The following is an 18,448-nucleotide window of genomic DNA, read 5'->3' on the forward strand; positions in this document are numbered from 1 at the left end:
CTACCAAGGAAACAACTAGGATACAAAAAACCCCAGGAGGCATTCGCCCTGGCCTGCGGCTACTAATAATCTGGCACTCCGATCCTGATAGATCTTAAGCTTTTTTTATTTTTTCGGGGTGGCTAACTTGTTCTTGCAATTTGCGAAAAAAAGATGATCTGTAAAGAAAAAAACTTTACACATCATCTTTTCTTGTGTATACTAACAAAGTTAAGAATTTTAGGAGGAAACACAATGTCAGTTAAAATCAGAATGAAACGCATGGGTAGTAAATTAAGACCTTTCTATAGAATCGTTGTTGCAGATTCACGTTCACCACGTGATGGCCGCTTCATCGAACAAGTTGGTTACTACAACCCAATTTCACAACCAGAAGAATTAAAGCTTGAAGATGACAAGATCATGGACTGGTTACAAAAAGGTGCACAACCTTCAGATACAGTTCGTAACTTGTTGAAGCAACATGGTTTGATGCAAAAGTATCACGAAAGCAAATTTTCAAAATAGTTAAGATGTGGGATCAGATAAAACTTGCTTTTATCAGATCCTATTTCTTTTTAAATGGAGAATTAAATGTCAGATAAACTTTTCCGTGTTGGCAAGATCGTCAATACGCATGGAATTAAGGGCGAAGTACGAGTGATTTCGATCACAGATTTTCCCGAGGAAAGATTTAAACCAGGAGCCGAGTTGATCATTAAGACCAACGCCGGCAATAAAGAAGTTACCGTTGAATCATCCCGACCTCACAAGAGTTTTACTTTGTTGAAGTTTAAAGGATTTGATAATATCAACGACGTTGAACAATATAAGAACAACGAATTGTTCACAACTGACGAAATCACGCCCGAACTTTCCGATGGTGAGTTTTTGTATCGACAAATAATCGGTCTCAAAGTAATCGATGACCAGTTGGGTGAAATTGGTAAAGTTACTGAGATCATGGAATTAGGACCAAATGATGTTTGGGTAGTTAAGGGGCCCAAATATGATGAAGTTTTGCTTCCTTATATTAAAAGTGTAGTTAAAAAAGTCGACCTTGATAATCAAGTTATCGAAGTTGAAATACCAGATGGACTGATAGATTAATGGATATTTCAGTATTAAGTATTTTTCCAAGAATGTTTGATGCCCTTAATGAATCAGTGATCGGTAAGGCTCAGGAAAAAGGTCTGTTAGATTTAAATGTGATCGATTTTCGAGATTTTACTACTGATAAACAAAATCATGTTGATGATGCACCATACGGTGGGGGAGCCGGTATGTTATTACAAGCTCAGCCGATCTATGATGCAATGAATTATTTGGACGACCAGAAGCCAAGTAAAAAAAGAGTTGTCCTGCTAGACCCAGCGGGCAAGACTTTTGATACTAAAATGGCTCAGTCGTTTGCTCAAGAGGATCATTTAGTCTTTATCTGCGGTCATTATGAGGGTTTTGACGAAAGGATCAAAGATTTAGTGACAGACGAAGTATCGATCGGAGATTATATTTTAACTGGTGGAGAATTACCAACTATGAGTATGATCGACGCAACGATGCGCTTCGTCCCAGGAGTATTAGGGAATAATTTTTCAGCTGAAGAAGAATCATTCTCACACGGACTTTTAGAGTATCCACAATATACTCGTCCTGCCGATTTCCGTGGCAAAAAAGTCCCTGAAGTATTAACTAGTGGCAATCACGAAAAGATCCGTGTTTGGCGCTTAAAAGAGGCTTTACGGAAAACCTTGATCAGACGTCCAGACTTGTTGGAAACCATTGAGTTGTCTAATGAAGAGAAAAAGCTTTTGAACGAAATCCGTTCAGAAATGTAGTTTACAAGCCGCTACAAATAATGTAATATAGTAAAAGTGTTTAAACACAATCAACGATGTTCCGCTGTGTATTATATGAAGATATGCATGAGTGTCGGATAGGGAGAAAAGTTTAATGAAACCATTAATTGAAGAAATCACAAAAGAACAACTTCGTTCTGACATTCCTGACTTCCGTGCCGGAGACACTGTTCGTGTCCACGCCAAGGTTGTTGAAGGTTCACGTGAACGTATCCAGTTATTCGAAGGTGTTGTAATTAAGAGACACGGTACAGGTATCAGTGCTACATATACTGTTCGTAAGATGTCAAGTGGTGTTGGTGTTGAAAGAACATTCCCACTTAACACACCTCGTGTTGAAAAGATTGATGTTGTTAGATACGGTAAAGTACGTCGTAGTAAACTTTACTACTTACGTGACCGTACAGGTAAAGCTGCACGTATCAAAGAACGTCGTCGTGATATCTAATTTGATATTCACATATAGAACGTGTACGTATTTTAAAAATACGTACGCGTTTTTTTGTGTCTAAATAAAAATTATCCAGCAGCTTGGTATTTAAACCTAACTTTATTTAATGAAGGAATAAAAAAACCGCAAGCATTGCTTGCGGCAGGATAGTTTAAAAAATTTGTGGTCGGTATAGTCCAACAACTTTTCCGACAATTTCAACATTATCGAGAATGATCGGATCCATGGTGTCATTTTCTGGTTGGAGACGGTAGTGACCATTTTCAGCGTAAAATCTCTTACAAGTTGCTTCGATTTCTTCAGTCATAGCAATTACGATCTCACCATTGTTTGCGGTATTTTGTTCGTGGACGATCACTTGGTCACCGTCTAGAATACCGATGTTGATCATACTTTCACCGTGGATCTTAAGCATGAATAATTCACCTGAGTCTCTAGAGAGGTCAGGGGGAAGTGGAAATGTTCCATCGAAGTCTTGTTCAGCTGTGATCGGTTGACCAGCAGCAACAGTACCGATGATAGGAATTTCCTTAGGTTTAATGCCAATTAAGTTCAAACCGGCGATAGTTAATTCAAGAGCTCTAGGTTTGGTAGGGTCTCGTTGAATGTAGCCTTTTTTCTCAAGTCTAGACAAATGGCCGTGGACGGTTGACGTCGATGAAAGATCAACTGCTTCACAGATTTCACGAACTGTAGGTGGATATCCGTGTTCGTCCAAATAATCATGGATGCATTCAAGGATTTGTGTTTGTTTTGATCCTTCGTTTTTTGACATTAGAACACCTCATTGTTAATATCTTAAATAGATTGTATCAAAATCAATGGTATAATTCAAACAAGTGTTCGGTTATTGGAGTGTGAATATGACAGATCAAGAAAAACTGATTGCAAAATTGAATGACTTGGCTCATAAAGCTAAGGCAGGTACCATTACCAAAGAAGAAGAAGAGCAACAACGTGCCCTTAGAAAAGAGTACTTAGAGAACTTCCGAGCTGGCTTTAAGACTCAGATCGAAAACATGCGGGTCTTCGACAAAAAGGGTAATGAGGTTACACCTGAAAAAGTGCGTAAAATTCAACGAGAAAAAGGCTTGAGAGACGATTAGCCTTTTAATTGATCTACAAGTAATGTAATATTATTAGGGTATGGAAAGGATGAATTGCGTATGTGGCCAATAATTATTGCTGCGATCATCGGTATCCTAGTTGGGGTTGTTATCGGTTTTTTCATTGCCAGATGGTATATGAAGAAGTACTTCCAAGATAATCCACCAATTAGTGCTGACATGGTCAAACAAATGATGTCTCAAATGGGGCAAAAGCCTTCACAAAAGAAACTTAATCAAGTTATGGCATCAATGAAAGCACAACAAAAGAAAAATAAATAGTTTTCTTATCTCCCGATACGAGTAAAATCGTATCGGGATTTTTTTATATCCGCTTAAATATGTTATTAAAACCCGAACTAAATATATATAATATTTTTAATATGAATTTATTAAATCCAATTAACGAACATTCTAGAATAAATTAGTAATATCATACGTAAATTTCTTGAAAATAAAAATTAATCTTGGTAGACTTAATACATGCTGAAAGGAAGAAGATGACTTATGAAAGACGTAGCAGTTATTATGGGGTCGATTTCTGACCTAAAGACGATGCAAGCTTCAATTGATGTTTTAGATGAACTGGGTGTTAGTTACTCGGTTCACGTCATCTCGGCACATCGGATGCCAGAAGAGATGATCGATTTCGGTAAGACCGCTTCGGCAAAAGGATACAAAGTGATCATTGCTGGTGCTGGTGGAGCAGCCCACTTGCCAGGAATGGTGGCAGCAACGACTATTTTGCCGGTAATCGGTGTTCCCGTCGAATCACGAGCATTAAAAGGAATGGATTCGCTCTTATCGATCGTTCAAATGCCAGGAGGCGTTCCTGTAGCAACCATGGCTATCGGCAAGGCAGGAGCTACTAACGCAGCATTATTAGCTACCAAGATTTGCGCTTTGAATGATCCAAGTTATCAACAATCCTTGACCAAATACACGGAAGCTATGAGAAATAAATCAATAGAAAGTGGGAAGCAACTTGGATAAACTGCATTTGCCTGGAGAATCGATTGGAATTATCGGTGGCGGTCAGTTAGGTCAAATGATGGCCGCTTCTGCAAAAGAAAAAGGCTTCAAAGTTTTAGTATTAGATCCAACACCGAATTGCTCGGCAGCACAAGTAGCTGATGAACAAATCGTGGCTGAATACAGTGATTTACCAGCTTTGATCAAGTTAGCTAAGCAAGTTGATGTTTTGACTTATGAGTTTGAGAACGTTGACGCTGAAGCTATCGCTACCGTTAAGCAATATACTGATGTACCACAAGGAACTAGTGCATTAGTAGTTACCCAAAATCGGATCCGCGAAAAGAATTTTTTAGCAGAACATGGTTTTCCGGTAGTTGAACACCATATCATTCAGTCAAAAGCTGAATTCAAAACTTCACTAGAAAAGATGGGCATGCCAGCTATTTTGAAAACAGTCGAAGGTGGTTATGACGGTAAAGGTCAACTTCGGATCGAAGATGAAAATTATTCCAAGGACTTCGCCGACGAGCTGTTAGAAAGCGGCATCTGCATTTTGGAAAAACAGATCGACTTATATAAAGAAGTTTCTGTTGTCATCTCCGGTAACAAGAATGGTGAACAATCGATCTTTCCGGTGATCGAAAATGAACATGAACGAAACATTTTACACATTAGTAATTGTCCGGCAATGATCAAACCTGAAACTCAAGCTAAGTGTTTGGAAGTCGCCGAACAAATCGCTAAAGAATTGCATTTAGTCGGGACCATGTGTATCGAATTTTTCATCTCCACAGATCATGAAGTTTTCGTGAATGAAATTGCACCACGTCCTCACAATTCTGGACATTTAACGATTGAGAGCTGCAACGTCTCTCAATTCGACACACACATTTTAGGCGTTTGTAATTGGCCGATGCCAAAGGTCAAACTCTTCAGTTCAGCTTTAATGGTCAATCTCTTAGGACAACATATTTATCGTGCTAAGAAGAAGATCCAAGACCACGTTGAATGGTATTTTCACGATTACGGTAAAGGACTAGCCAAACCTGATCGTAAAATGGGTCACATCACTATTTTGACCGACGAAATTGAAGCAACCAAAGAAGCAATCGATAAAGATCCCATCTGGAGAAAAGAATAGGAGAAATTATGTCAGAGCAACTAATTTATTCAGGTAAAGCTAAAGATGTTTTCAGCACAGACAATGATTCAGAATTATTAATGGTCTACAAAGATCAAGCAACAGCGTTCAACGGCGAAAGAAAAGAACAAATTCCAGGTAAGGGAAAACTTAACTGTCGTATTTCTTCATATATATTTGATTATTTGATCGCTAACGGGATCAAGACTCATTTGGTCAAGAATATTTCTGATCATGAACAACTGGTTTTAAAAACTGAATTAATTCCAGTGGAAGTAGTCTTACGTAACAAGATCTCTGGAAGTTTTGCTAAGAAATTTGCTCTCGAAGAAGGAAAAAATCTACCAGAACCAATCATTGAATTTTATTACAAGAGTGACGATCTAGACGATCCGTTCATTAATGACAATCAGATCACTTCACTCGAAATTGCTACTGAGGATGAATTAAATTACATCAAAGATCAAACGAGAAAGATCAACCAATTATTGATCCAGCTATTCTCACAAGACTCCTTAGATCTAGTTGACTTTAAGCTCGAATTTGGACGTGTAAATGGGGAAATCATCTTGATCGATGAATTTTCACCAGACAACTGCCGTCTTTGGGATCACAATACCCATACTTCATTAGACAAAGACGTTTTCAGAAAGAATCAAGCTGATTTAGTAGAAACATACCAAAAGGTACTTAATAGACTAGAAGGAGCTAAATAATGACTTTAGTAAAAGTATACGTAACCTACAAGAAATCGATCCTAGATCCTCAAGGGGAAGCTGTTAAAAAAGCCGTTCACGGTATGGGATTCAATGATGTTGAAGATATTAGAATGGGTAAATATTTTGAAATCTCAGTCGATGGCGACTCTCCAACTGTCAAAGAAGATATTGAAACAATTTGTGATCAACTTCTTGCTAATCCAAACATGGAAACTTATCGATATGAATTTGTAGAGTCGGAGGAAGTCTAATGAAATTTGCTGTAGTTGTTTTTCCAGGTTCCAACTGTGATAAAGATCTTTTTTTCGCGATTAAAGATGGAATCAAGGAAGAAGTCGAACTAGTTAATTTTCAAGAAACTTCTTTAGACGGATTTGACGCCGTTTTGATCCCTGGGGGATTTTCATACGGAGACTATTTGCGTAGTGGTGCGATTGCTGGACATGCTCCGATCATTCCTGCAATCAAACAAATGGCTGCAGAAGGCAAACCAGTTTTAGGAATTTGTAATGGATTCCAGATTTTAACCGAAATTGGCTTGTTACCAGGTGCATTGATCAAAAACAATCACAATCGTTTTATTTGCGAAACAGTTCCTTTACAAGTGATGAACAATCAAACTCAATTCACTTCAGAATATGAGGCAGACCAAGTGATCGACATTCCTGTCGCTCACGGTGAAGGTAACTACTATTGTGATGAAGCTACTTTAAAAGAATTAAAAGACAATGACCAAATTGCTTTTAAATATCAAGCAGATATTAACGGTAGTGTGGACTACATTGCTGGAATCACCAACAAAGAAAAGAATGTTCTCGGCATGATGCCACATCCTGAACGTGCACTTGAAAAATTAGTCGGTTCAGATGACGGCTTGAAGATGTTCCAATCAATTTTAAAAAATCATATGGATAGGGTGAATCAATAGATGACAGAACCAACAGCCACAATGATAAATGAGCAAAAGTTATACAAGGCATGGGGATTAAGCGAAGCAGAATTCAAGATCATTTGCGACAAGATTCTTCATCGTTTGCCAAATTACACGGAAGCCGGACTTTTTTCGGTTATGTGGAGTGAACATTGTTCATACAAGAATTCTAAAAACGTTCTTCGTAAATTTCCTAATAAGGGAAAACGCGTTTTAGCAGGTCCTGGTGAAGACGCTGGTATCATCGATATCGATGATAACCAAGCGGTCGTTTTCAAGGCAGAAAGTCACAACCATCCTTCTGCCGTTGAACCTTATCAAGGTGCAGCTACAGGTGTTGGTGGTATCATCCGTGATATTTTTTCAATGGGTGCTACACCGATCGCTATGTTGAACAGTTTGAAGTTTGGTAATTTAACTGATGAACATACGAAGTATTTAGCTAACGAAATTGTTGCCGGAATTGGTGGTTATGGTAACTGTATCGGTATCCCAACTGTTGGTGGAGAAATTTCCTTCCAAGAACGATACAAAAACAATCCAGTCGTTAATGCCATGTGTGTCGGATTAATCAATAATTCTGATATTAAGTATGGAAAAGCCAAAGGTGAGAATAATTTGATCATCTACGTTGGTGCTAAGACTGGTCGAGATGGTATCCACGGAGCAACATTTGCCTCTGATGAATTTACTGATGATAACAAGTCACAACGTTCAGCCGTTCAAGTAGGGGATCCATTTATGGAAAAACTCTTGATGGATGCATGTATTGAATTGGTCCAAGAACATTCTGACTGGATCATGGGTATTCAAGACATGGGAGCTGCTGGTTTGGTTTCTTCAACTGCTGAAATGGCTTCTAAAGCTGAAAGTGGTTTAGTTCTTGAGTTAGATCAAGTTCCGCAACGTGAAACAAACATGACACCATATGAGATCATGCTTTCTGAATCACAAGAACGAATGGTTTTATGTGCTAAGCCACAATACCGCGATGAGATCATCAAATTCTTTAACGATGCGGGATTAGATGCCGTAGTGATTGGGAAAGTTACAGCTGACAAACAATATAAGATTTACCAACACGGTGAATTAGTCACAGATATTCCCGTAGCTGGTCTAGTCGATGATTCTCCTGAATACGTTCATGAAGGTCAAACGCCGAAGCGCTTGCTTTCAGAAAATTACCAAGAACAATATGTTCCTCAAGTAAGTTCACTATCAAAGACTTGGCTTGAATTATTGAAGCAACCTAATATTGCTTCGAAGGAATATTTTTATCAAACTTATGACTCACAGATCAAAGCTAACACAGTAGTTAAGCCAGGAAGCGATGCCACTGTGGTCCGTGTCCGTGGTACTAGAAAAGCGTTAGCAATGACAAACGATGGTAATTCTAAACTAGTTTACGTTGATCCATACGTTGGTGGACAAATTGCGATCATCGAAGCTTCAGCCAACTTGATTGCCTCAGGTTCAGAACCAGTTGGGATCACTGACTGTCTAAACTACGGTAATCCAGAAAAGCCTGAAGTATTTTGGGAATTCAACCGCAGTGTTGAAGGAATGGCATCTGTTTGTGAAACATTAGAACTACCAGTCATTTCCGGTAATGTTTCACTTTATAACGAATTCAACGATGAAGCCATTTATCCAAGTCCAATGATCGGCATGGTTGGCTTGACTAAAGATCTTGACGATGTAACTACACAAGGATTCAAGAACGATGGGGATGCGATCTACTTAGTAGGAACTACTAAGAATGATTACAACGGTTCTGAGATCCAATTGATGCAAACTGGTGATGTTAAGGGTAGCTTGAACGAGATTGATTTAGCACAAATTAAAGCTAATCAGAAGCAAATTTTACAAGCCATCCAAGCCGGATTGATCGCTAGTTGTCACGACGTTTCTGAAGGTGGTTTAGCAGTTGCACTAGCTGAAGCAGCTTTTGAAAATCAACTAGGATTCGAAGTAAAAACTAGTTTAACTTCTGAAGAAATCTTTTCCGAAACGACAGGTAGATTTTTGGTAAGTGTCAAAGCCGATCAAAAAGCAGCCTTCGAAAAATTATTTAACGATGACATTGAGTTTTTAGGTACAGTTTCTAACGAACAAACATTACGACTAACAACAAGTAATTCTGATGCCAACGTTGATTTGAACGAAGCATTGAAGAATTGGAAAGAGGCCATACCTTGCTTAATGAAATAAAGGGATTAAACGAAGAATGTGGTGTATTCGGAGTTTGGGGATCAGATAACGCAAATTATTTAACGTATTTAGGTTTACACAGTTTGCAACACCGTGGACAAGAAGGTGCAGGTATCGTTACAAACGATAACGGAAAATTAAACTGCTACCGTAATTTAGGATTGCTGACACAAGTTTTTTATAAGCCTTCACTATTGAATTCTCTAACTGGTACCTCAGCAATTGGTCACGTTCGCTATTCGACCGCTGGTGGGAACAAGATCGAAAACGTCCAACCATTATTGTTTGATTTTACAGACCAACAATTTGCGCTTGCTCATAATGGTAATTTGACTAATGCCTTCACCTTGAAAAAAGAATTAGAACAAAAAGGTGATATTTTTAAATCGAGTTCTGATTCCGAAGTTTTAGTCCATTTGATCCGTCATTCACAACAACCTACGCAAATTGACCGTATCAAAGAGTCACTTCGCCAGATCAAGGGGGGCTTTGCTTACTTGATGTTGACGGAAGATTCATTGATCTTAGCCTTGGACTCACATGGATTCCGTCCACTTTCAATCGGTAAATTACCAGATGGTGGATACGTCGTGGCCAGCGAAACTTGTGCATTAGATGCCGTTGAAGCAACGTTTGTTCGTGATGTTAAACCAGGTGAACTAACGATCATTAACGATGAAGGACTAACAGTAGATTCTTGGACAGACGACACGACGATGGCAATTTGTTCAATGGAATATATTTACTTTGCTCGTCCTGATTCTAATATTTTAGGTGTCAATGTTCACACTGCACGTAAGCACATGGGTAAGATTTTAGCTCGTGAAAAACCAGCAGAGGCCGATATCGTTGTTGGTGTCCCTAATTCATCGCTTTCTGCAGCCAGTGGTTATGCAGAAGGCAGCTGTTTACCGTATGAAATGGGATTGATCAAAAATCAATACATGGGTCGAGAATTTATTCAGCCTAGTCAAGAATTGCGTGAAAAAGCCGTTCGTCAAAAATTGGCCGCTGTAAAAGGTGTTGTCGATGGTAAGCGAGTAGTCTTAGTTGATGATTCTATCGTCCGTGGAACTATCTGTGCCTTCATCGTCAAACTTCTCAAGGATGCCGGCGCTAAAGAAGTTCATCTGAGAATTGCTTCACCGCAATTCAAATATCCAAGTTTTTACGGCATAGATATCCAAGATCGTAAAGAATTGATTGCCGCTCACATGTCGACCGAAGAAATGCGGGTCCAATTTGGCGCTGATTCACTCGAATTTTTAAGTGAAGACGGTTTGATCGAAGCAATCGGCCTAAAATATGATGCTCCATACAACGGATTGGATCTGTCATACTTCAATGGCGATTATCCAACTCCACTTTACGATTATGAAAAGAATCTGACAGAAGATTTTTAAAAAGGAGAATTTCATGGGAAATCCTTATGAAGAAGCCGGAGTAAATGTCAATTCCGGTTATGAAATTTCCGGCTTTGTAAAGAAGAATCTTGCGAAAAAACATGCCAATTTCGCAAACATTGGTAATTTTGGTGGGATGTATGAGATTCCGGCTGGCTACAAGCACCCAGTCTTGATCTCTAGCAACGATGGTGTTGGTACTAAGTTACTGATCTCTATCGCCGGTAAAAAATACGACACAGTCGGCATCGACTGTATCGCAATGTGTGTGAATGATTTGCTCGCTCAAGGTGCCAAACCTGAATATTTCTTAGATTATTTGGCCACTGGTAAAGTCGATGGCAAGATCAAAGAAGTATTGAAGGGTATTTTAAAGGGGTGTGAGATCGGTCAAGTTGATCTCGTTGGTGGAGAAACGGCCGAAATGCCTGATATGTATCACGGCAATGATTACGACTTAGCTGGTTTCGCTGTTGGGATCGTTGAAAAAGAAAATATTTTGACTAAGGAAAATGTCAAGGCTGGCGATCAATTGATCGGGATCAGCTCAAGCGGTTTACACTCTAATGGCTTTTCTTTAATTCGAAAGATCTTTTTCAAAGACAACGATTTTAATTACGTGACACATTTGCCTGAAATGCCAATGAGTAATTTGGGTGATGTGTTGCTAGAACCAACTAGAATTTATACCAAAGAAATCGTGCCTTTATTGGAACAAAAGCTAGTTCACGGTATCGCTCACATTACTGGTGGTGGTTTCGACGAAAACATTCCTCGAATGTTACCAGATGATTTGGCAGCCGAGATCAATATTGACAGTTGGAAACGACACGATATTTTCGATGTTGTTCAAAAATATGGCAAGATCAAGACTTCGGACATGTTCAACATATTCAACATGGGTCTAGGGATGATTTTAGCTGTTGATGCTAAGGATGCTGATGAGGTATTAAGTCAATTAAATCAAGAACAACATCAAGCATTTTTGATCGGTAATGTTGCCGAACGGAAAGAAAAAGCAGTCGTGTTATCAGGAGGTGGCCTATGAGAGTAGCAATTTTTGCCTCAGGTAATGGAACTAATTTTGAAGCCTTAGCTGATAATCAAGCACTCAAAGACGCTGGTCTTGAGATCGAACTATTAGTTTGTGATCAACCAAAGGCGGCTGTCATTGCAAAAGCAGAACAAAGGAACGTACCAGTCTTTGTTAACAGTCTCAAAGATTATCCGGATCGGCATTTATATGAACAAGCAATCATCGATAAGTTGGAGCCGTTGCAGATCGAATACATCTTATTGGCCGGCTATATGAAAGTAGTAACGACGACATTGCTTTCGAAATATGCTGGTAGGATCATCAACATTCATCCTTCCAAATTACCGAAATATTCAGGGTTAGATTCAATTCAAAGAGCTTTTGATGCGCATGAAAAGGAAACAGGTGTCACCATCCATTACATCGATGAAGGAGTCGATACCGGACCGATCATTCGTCAAAAATCCGTTCCGATATACGATGATGATACGGTCGATACTCTTGAAGCAAGAGTACACGACAAAGAACATCAGATTTATCCAGAAGTAGTACTTGAATTATTAAAAAAATAAAACAGGTGGGTCATAAAATGAAAAATGCTCTGATCAGTGTTTCAGATAAAACTGGAATCGTAGAATTTGCACAAGGACTAATTACTGCAGGATATTCAATTATTTCAACTGGTGGAACTTACAAGAAATTGGAAGAAGCTGGCTTGAAAGTAACTGAGATCGATGAAGTCACCGGATTTCCAGAAATTCTTGATGGACGTTTAAAAACACTTCATCCAAAAGTTCACGCAGGATTATTAGCTAAGAGATCAAATCCAGAGCACATGAATACCTTGAAAGAACTAAACATCAATACAATTGATCTAGTATGTGTCAACTTGTATCCATTTAAAGAGACTATTTCAAAAGAAAACGTTGAATTACCAGATGCTATCGAACAAATCGATATTGGTGGTCCTTCAATGCTTCGTTCAGCTTCAAAGAACTTCGAAAGTGTGTATGTGGTTGTCGATAAAGATGACTATGCATCAGTCTTAGACGAGATCAACAATGAATCTGTTGACCCAGTAGCTTTCAGACAAAAATTGGCAGCTAAGGCATTCCGTCATACAGCTGAATATGATGGCATCATCTCAAATTACCTAACTAACATCGCTAACATCGAATTCCCAGAAACAAAAACTATCCCATTAGAATTCAAGCAATCATTACGTTATGGTGAAAACTCACATCAACAAGCTGCTTTTTATAAGAACTCAATGGCTACAGATTACTCAATTGCTTCAGCTAAGCAATTACACGGTAAGGAACTTTCATACAACAACATTCGTGACGCTGATGCAGCTATTAAGATCGTTTCTGACTTTGAAGAACCTTGTGTCGTAGCATTGAAGCATATGAATCCTTGTGGTATCGGAATCGATGACAACGATATTTACTCTGCTTGGCAAAAGGCATACGCTGCCGACAAGATTTCCATCTTCGGTGGAATCATCGTGGTCAACCGTGAAGTAGACGAGAAAATCGCTGAAGAAATGCACAAGATCTTCCTCGAAATCGTGATCGCACCAAGTTTCACTGATAAGGCATTAGAAATTCTCGAATCAAAGAAAAACATTCGTCTAATGACACTAGATTTCTCAAAAGCTAAACAAGCTGATAAATATGAATATACTTCTGTTCTCGGTGGTATGTTGATCCAAGAAAGAGATACTGTCGTTGACAGTCTCGATGATTTTGAAGTAGTAACTGAAAAACAACCTACTGAAGAAGAAAAGAAAGCTCTCTTGTTTGCCCAAAAAGTAGTTAAACACGTTAAGAGTAATGCCATTACTGTAACAACAACTGATATGACGCTAGGAATTGGTGCAGGTCAAATGAATCGTATCGGTTCAGCTAAGATTGCCATTGAAGAAGCAGAAGAAAATGACAATATCAAGAAACCGTTCGTAATGGGTTCAGATGCATTCTTCCCAATGGATGACTGTGTCCAATTCGCTGCTGAACACGGTATTACAGCTATCATCCAACCAGGTGGATCGATCCATGATCAAGACTCCATCGATATGGCAAACAAATATGGAATCGCTATGGTCTGCACAGGCAGAAGACATTTCAAGCACTAATCCAGGAGGACAAAATGAAAATATTAGTTGTTGGCTCTGGCGCAAGAGAAGATGCCATTTGCCAATCTTTACGTAAGTCTGATCGTTACAATGACGTATTTTGCGCACCCGGTAATGCAGGGATGAGACTTTTTGGAGTCCAAACAGTCGGGATCGGTGAATTAGAATTTGAAAAATTGGCTAATTTTGCCATCGAAAACGACATCGTCTACACAATAGTCGGACCTGAACAACCACTAGTCGAAGGAATCGTCGACTATTTCCAAGATCGTGATTTAAAGATCTTCGGACCCAACAAAGAAGCTGCCTTAATTGAAGGATCCAAAACCTTCGCCAAAGACTTAATGAAAAAAGCCAACGTTCCGACGGCTTTTTACGAAGAGTTCACGGATCTAGGACAAGCCCTAGAATATGTGGAAACTAAAGATCAATTTCCGATCGTAATCAAGGCGAACGGTTTAGCCAGCGGAAAAGGCGTCTTCATCATCAAAGACATGGGCGAAGCAATCGACGTCTTGAATCAATTGCTGACAGACCACAAATTCAAAACAGATAAAGTAATCATCGAAGAATACTTAGACGGTGAAGAATTCTCATTAATGGCTTTCGTCAATGGCGAAAGCTTCTACCCAATGCCAATAGCTCAAGACTACAAACGAGCATATGATGGCGACAAAGGACTAAACACAGGCGGAATGGGAGCAATCTGCCCCGTCCAAAACATCGACTGTGACGTAGTGTATCAATCCTATAAAGACGTCCTAAAACCATTCGTCAAGGCAATGAATAAATACGGTGTAAACTACACAGGAGTACTATATGCCGGCTTGATCCTAACAAAAGACGGCATCAAAGTAATCGAGTTCAATGTAAGATTCGGGGATCCAGAAACCGAAGTAGTCCTACCAAGATTAAAGTCAGACCTATCAAAAGTAATCCTAGGATTACTAAACAATGAAGATATCGACGACATAACTTGGAAAGACCAAGGAGTAGACTTAGGAGTCTTCGTAGCCAGCAAAGGCTACCCAACAGAACCAATAATAGGAAAAACCATCGGACCAAAGTCACAGTTTCAAAATCAACAACTAAAAATCAATTTCGCAGGAGTAAGCGAATCAAACAACGAACTAGTAACCAACGGCGGAAGACTATACGTAGTAAAAACACACGCCAACACATTACAAAATGCTCAGGATAAAATCTACAGCTACCTAGATACCGTAGATCAAACCAACGTCTTCTTCAGAAGAGACATAGGAAAAAACGCATATTAAAAAATAAAGCGCTCCGGAGGAAAGAAACCCTCAGGAGCGCTTTTTGCGTCACAAATCATGGAAACGGATGATAATGAAAAGAAAATACAGCGACTCTAAGTAGTCGGCCGCGAGAGTGCGTCCCACAGCACGAGGCAAAAGAATCTTTTACTAAAATGCCCTTAACCATGCACTTAAGAACTTACCAGAAAAAATAGAAACTGAGATAGACCGAAAATCATAGGACGCGCAAAAAATGCTAACTTGATCAAAAAAATTCGGTCACCACCCACACAGGGGGGGATGATTGTACTATCTAGACGGAGGGGACCGGGGATACAGCCCTCAGTGGTGAAAGAATGGACCGTAAGTGCTGACGCACTTGCGCAACTGGTTCTTGGTGGTGGCTTCGCCACCGAACAACCAAGGAAGCCAGCGGCTGTATCCCCGGTCCCCGGAGTCGGCAGTTAACCACCGAACAAAATACTACCCCATCCAAAAACCACCAAAAATCACAAACAACAACCCCAAAAAAACGCCACTATCAGCTTCATTCCTCTCACCTCAAGACAAAAAAAGAGATCGGAACCCCGATCTCTCAACCAACTTAACTATTATCAAACTCTTTCTTATTAGGATCAGGAATATACTTAAAATCAGGATCAATCTCATTATCAACCATCTTCCAAGCCTCTTCCATATCATCATTAACTTTTTTAGTTTGTTCATCATCAAGTTTTGCTTTAAAATTAAAATCAATTTCTTTCCCAACACCAATAGTAACTTGCTTATGCTTCAACAAATCAGAAAACTTCAAAGGACCTTGATAAACCATCGGAACCAAAGGAGCCTTTGAAAGCTTAGCAATCAATGAAGCGCCACCACGTAACTCTTCGGAATATCTCGTACCAGAAGGGAACATGATCAAGACTTGTCCTTTTTGCTTTAAAGCCTTCACAGGTGTTTTAATAACAGATGGCCCTGGGTGCTTCCGGTCAACTGGAAAAGCATGTGAGTGAACGAGGATGAATCGTAAGATCGGATTTTTAAACAATTCTATTTTAGCCATAAATGTTGCTTCACGAGGCTTAATAGCTAAGGCGAAAAAAATCGGTTCCCACCAAGTACGATGGGGAGCTACGATAATGTAAGGCTTGTCTGGTAAATTTTCTTTTCCAACAATCTTGAAGCGACCGTTGACGACGAAGACCACGAAACGGGCAACTTGTCGAATAAATTTATAAAACATTTCCAAATTTCCTCCAAATGATAGGAATATAAAGGTAGGTAGTAATGACTAAAATATCAAAGGATATTATAGCAAAAAGCGGGATCGTAATAAATCAGGATAAAGACCTGTATTCATTCAATCTGGATACCATTTTACTATACAACTTCGCAAATCCAGCAAAAAAAGGTAAAATAGTTGACCTTTGTTCGGGAAATGGTGCGATAGGATTGACATTAGCGGCGAAAACTTCCGGGCAAATTTACTTAGTGGAGCTTCAAAAGCAATTGGCAGACTTAGCACAGACTAGCATTGTTGAGAATCACTTGGAAGATCAAGTAGAATCGATCAATGATGATGTTAAAAATGTTTTGCAACATTTAGACCACGACTCGATCGATACCATAGTTTGCAATCCACCATATTTTTTGAAATCAGATCAAACTAAGATCAAAGACCGCCCCGTTCTCGCAATTGCCCGACATGAGTTGAAAACTAATATTGATGAGATCTTACATCAGGCGATGATTTTATTGAAGGAAAATAGTCATTTGTTCATGGTTTATCGTCCTGATCGTTTAGTCGATCTCTTCACCTCAATGCGCAACAATCAATTGCAACCAAAGAAAGTTCGTTTTGTCAGGAGTCATTCAGAGAATAATGCCAATCTCGTTTTAGTTGATAGCATTAAGACACATAAATCTGCATCATTAATAGTCTTGCCTGATTTAGTGATGTATGATGGTAATGTTTTAACGCAGGAGGCTAAAGAGATTTTAAATGAGTGATTCAGAAGCGGGATATTTTGTATATATGTTGTTGTGTGCCGATGGAACTTTTTATACGGGGACCTCAAACGATGTCAAAAAGCGAGTTCAGACCCACAATAAGGGGAAGGGTGCTAAATACACCAAAGTCAGACGACCAGTTAAATTGTTGTACCAAGAAAAATTAACCGATAAATCTGCTGCTCTAAAACGCGAAGCTGCCATCAAAAAATTGTCGCGTTATCAAAAGGAAAAATTGTTAAAAAGTAACGGAATAAGTTGGAATTAGCGCTTGATTTCAACTCTTTTTTACTCTATAATATTAGCTTGTATTGAAAATACACACACTTAATGATTTGTCCAAAGGTGCGGTAAACCGTCTTGGATGAAGAAGACTTAAGTGGAGGAAAAACCAGGAGGAAATTTTTATGTCAGTTATTTCAATGAAACAACTTCTTGAAGCTGGTGTGCACTTCGGTCACCAAACAAGACGTTGGAACCCTAAGATGAAGCCTTTCATCTTTACACAAAGAAATGGTATTTATATCATTGATCTTCAAAAAACAGTACGCATGATCGACGATGCTTACAACTATATGAAAGCAGTTGCCGGTGATGACGGTGTCTTCTTGTTTGTTGGTACAAAGAAACAAGCTCAAGATGCTATTGCTGAAGAAGCTACACGTGCTGGTCAATACTACGTTAACCATCGTTGGTTAGGTGGTACATTGACAAACTGGAACACAATCCAAAAACGTATCAAGAGATTAAAAGAAATCAAAGCTATGTCAGAAGACGGCACATTCGAACGTCTACCTAAGAAGGAAGTTTCATTGCTTGAAAAACAACAAGCTAAACTTGAAAAATTCCTTGGTGGTATCGAAGATATGCCAAGAATTCCTGATGTAATGTTCATCGTTGATCCACATAAAGAAAACATTGCCGTTAACGAAGCTAAGAAATTAAATATTCCTATCGTTGCAATGGTTGATACAAACACAGATCCAGATCCAATCGACGTTATTATCCCATCAAACGACGATGCTATCCGTGCCGTTCGTTTGATTGTTTCTAAGATGGCTGATGCCATTGTTGAAGGTAACCAAGGTGAAGATTCAGTTACAACTGACGACTTTGCTAAAGAAGGTTCAGCTGATCAAGCAGAATCCATTGAAAATGTTGCCGAAAACGATGATAATAAGAGTGATAACGAAAATAAATAATTAAGATGAGTCATCTGCGAAGATGA

Annotated in this window: 22 protein-coding genes; 20 read left to right on the plus strand and 2 right to left on the minus strand. The window is 39.1% G+C overall.

Annotation, left to right across the window (positions count from 1 at the left end; translation table 11 throughout):
* The first annotated feature begins 234 nt into the window (after positions 1-234).
* The 4 genes from rpsP to rplS all read left to right on the plus strand — a co-directional run bounded on the left by rpsP (position 235) and on the right by rplS (position 2,286).
* On the plus strand, positions 235-507 hold the full coding sequence (gene rpsP, locus EKM69_RS03365) for a 30S ribosomal protein S16 (RefSeq protein WP_125708131.1): 273 nt from the start codon (positions 235-237) through the stop codon (positions 505-507).
* Positions 508-573: 66 nt separating this feature from the next.
* Positions 574-1,089 carry a ribosome maturation factor RimM gene (rimM, locus tag EKM69_RS03370; RefSeq protein WP_125708133.1) on the plus strand — a complete coding sequence of 172 codons (516 nt, stop codon included), beginning with the start codon at positions 574-576 and terminating at the stop codon, positions 1,087-1,089.
* Entirely contained in the window at positions 1,089-1,817 is a 729-nt protein-coding gene (gene trmD, locus EKM69_RS03375) for a tRNA (guanosine(37)-N1)-methyltransferase TrmD (protein ID WP_125708135.1), read from the plus strand. The genes rimM and trmD overlap by 1 nt, the downstream gene beginning before the upstream one ends.
* A gap of 115 nt (positions 1,818-1,932) precedes the next feature.
* Complete coding sequence (gene rplS / locus EKM69_RS03380) at positions 1,933-2,286, plus strand: 50S ribosomal protein L19 (protein WP_125708137.1); 354 nt, start codon at positions 1,933-1,935, stop codon at positions 2,284-2,286.
* A 154-nt stretch (positions 2,287-2,440) separates the two neighbouring features.
* Here rplS and lexA read toward each other — a convergent pair whose 3' ends face one another.
* Complete coding sequence (lexA, locus tag EKM69_RS03385; RefSeq protein WP_125708139.1) at positions 2,441-3,064, minus strand: transcriptional repressor LexA; 624 nt, start codon at positions 3,062-3,064, stop codon at positions 2,441-2,443.
* 88 nt (positions 3,065-3,152) lie between these two features.
* Between lexA and EKM69_RS03390 the strand changes: the two genes are divergently transcribed.
* The 13 genes from EKM69_RS03390 (at position 3,153) to purD (ending at position 15,225) form a co-directional block, all read left to right on the plus strand.
* Positions 3,153-3,395 (plus strand): DUF896 domain-containing protein, encoded by a 243-nt coding sequence (locus EKM69_RS03390; RefSeq protein WP_125708141.1) that lies wholly within the window; start codon positions 3,153-3,155, stop codon positions 3,393-3,395.
* Between the two features lie 60 nt (positions 3,396-3,455).
* Positions 3,456-3,677 (plus strand): YneF family protein, encoded by a 222-nt coding sequence (locus EKM69_RS03395; protein WP_125708143.1) that lies wholly within the window; start codon positions 3,456-3,458, stop codon positions 3,675-3,677.
* A 225-nt stretch (positions 3,678-3,902) separates the two neighbouring features.
* Positions 3,903-4,388 carry a 5-(carboxyamino)imidazole ribonucleotide mutase gene (purE, locus tag EKM69_RS03400; RefSeq protein ID WP_125708145.1) on the plus strand — a complete coding sequence of 162 codons (486 nt, stop codon included), beginning with the start codon at positions 3,903-3,905 and terminating at the stop codon, positions 4,386-4,388.
* Positions 4,381-5,511, plus strand: a complete 1,131-nt coding sequence (gene purK / locus EKM69_RS03405) for a 5-(carboxyamino)imidazole ribonucleotide synthase (RefSeq protein WP_125708148.1) — start codon at positions 4,381-4,383, stop codon at positions 5,509-5,511. Before purE ends, purK begins: the two co-directional genes overlap by 8 nt.
* 8 nt (positions 5,512-5,519) lie before the next feature.
* Positions 5,520-6,227, plus strand: coding sequence for a phosphoribosylaminoimidazolesuccinocarboxamide synthase (purC, locus tag EKM69_RS03410; protein WP_125708150.1), 708 nt, complete (start codon positions 5,520-5,522; stop codon positions 6,225-6,227).
* A complete protein-coding gene (gene purS, locus EKM69_RS03415) occupies positions 6,227-6,481 on the plus strand; it encodes a phosphoribosylformylglycinamidine synthase subunit PurS (protein ID WP_125708152.1) in 255 nt (84 codons plus the stop codon). Before purC ends, purS begins: the two co-directional genes overlap by 1 nt.
* Positions 6,481-7,158 carry a phosphoribosylformylglycinamidine synthase subunit PurQ gene (gene purQ, locus EKM69_RS03420; protein WP_125708154.1) on the plus strand — a complete coding sequence of 226 codons (678 nt, stop codon included), beginning with the start codon at positions 6,481-6,483 and terminating at the stop codon, positions 7,156-7,158. Before purS ends, purQ begins: the two co-directional genes overlap by 1 nt.
* Positions 7,159-9,372: a phosphoribosylformylglycinamidine synthase subunit PurL gene (gene purL / locus EKM69_RS03425; RefSeq protein WP_125708156.1), complete on the plus strand. Its 2,214-nt coding sequence runs from the start codon at positions 7,159-7,161 to the stop codon at positions 9,370-9,372.
* On the plus strand, positions 9,357-10,775 hold the full coding sequence (gene purF / locus EKM69_RS03430) for an amidophosphoribosyltransferase (RefSeq protein ID WP_125708158.1): 1,419 nt from the start codon (positions 9,357-9,359) through the stop codon (positions 10,773-10,775). Before purL ends, purF begins: the two co-directional genes overlap by 16 nt.
* A 13-nt stretch (positions 10,776-10,788) precedes the next feature.
* Positions 10,789-11,823: a phosphoribosylformylglycinamidine cyclo-ligase gene (gene purM / locus EKM69_RS03435; protein ID WP_125708160.1), complete on the plus strand. Its 1,035-nt coding sequence runs from the start codon at positions 10,789-10,791 to the stop codon at positions 11,821-11,823.
* Positions 11,820-12,383 carry a phosphoribosylglycinamide formyltransferase gene (purN, locus tag EKM69_RS03440; protein WP_125708162.1) on the plus strand — a complete coding sequence of 188 codons (564 nt, stop codon included), beginning with the start codon at positions 11,820-11,822 and terminating at the stop codon, positions 12,381-12,383. The genes purM and purN overlap by 4 nt, the downstream gene beginning before the upstream one ends.
* 17 nt (positions 12,384-12,400) lie before the next feature.
* Positions 12,401-13,948, plus strand: coding sequence for a bifunctional phosphoribosylaminoimidazolecarboxamide formyltransferase/IMP cyclohydrolase (gene purH / locus EKM69_RS03445; protein WP_125708164.1), 1,548 nt, complete (start codon positions 12,401-12,403; stop codon positions 13,946-13,948).
* A gap of 14 nt (positions 13,949-13,962) precedes the next feature.
* Positions 13,963-15,225, plus strand: a complete 1,263-nt coding sequence (purD, locus tag EKM69_RS03450) for a phosphoribosylamine--glycine ligase (protein WP_125708166.1) — start codon at positions 13,963-13,965, stop codon at positions 15,223-15,225.
* Between the two features lie 586 nt (positions 15,226-15,811).
* Here purD and EKM69_RS03455 read toward each other — a convergent pair.
* Complete coding sequence (locus EKM69_RS03455; RefSeq protein ID WP_125708168.1) at positions 15,812-16,453, minus strand: lysophospholipid acyltransferase family protein; 642 nt, start codon at positions 16,451-16,453, stop codon at positions 15,812-15,814.
* A gap of 44 nt (positions 16,454-16,497) precedes the next feature.
* Between EKM69_RS03455 and EKM69_RS03460 the strand changes: the two genes are divergently transcribed.
* From EKM69_RS03460 to rpsB, 3 genes are all read left to right on the plus strand, one after another.
* The gene (locus EKM69_RS03460; protein ID WP_125708170.1) at positions 16,498-17,220 is read left to right on the plus strand and encodes a tRNA1(Val) (adenine(37)-N6)-methyltransferase; all 723 of its coding nucleotides are present in this window, start codon (positions 16,498-16,500) and stop codon (positions 17,218-17,220) included.
* Positions 17,213-17,488 (plus strand): GIY-YIG nuclease family protein, encoded by a 276-nt coding sequence (locus tag EKM69_RS03465; protein ID WP_125708172.1) that lies wholly within the window; start codon positions 17,213-17,215, stop codon positions 17,486-17,488. The genes EKM69_RS03460 and EKM69_RS03465 overlap by 8 nt, the downstream gene beginning before the upstream one ends.
* A 139-nt stretch (positions 17,489-17,627) precedes the next feature.
* Positions 17,628-18,422 (plus strand): 30S ribosomal protein S2, encoded by a 795-nt coding sequence (rpsB, locus tag EKM69_RS03470; RefSeq protein ID WP_125708174.1) that lies wholly within the window; start codon positions 17,628-17,630, stop codon positions 18,420-18,422.
* Positions 18,423-18,448: the final 26 nt, after the last annotated feature.

The sequence above is a fragment of the Companilactobacillus zhongbaensis genome (assembly GCF_003946515.1).
GTDB lineage: Bacteria > Bacillota > Bacilli > Lactobacillales > Lactobacillaceae > Companilactobacillus > Companilactobacillus zhongbaensis.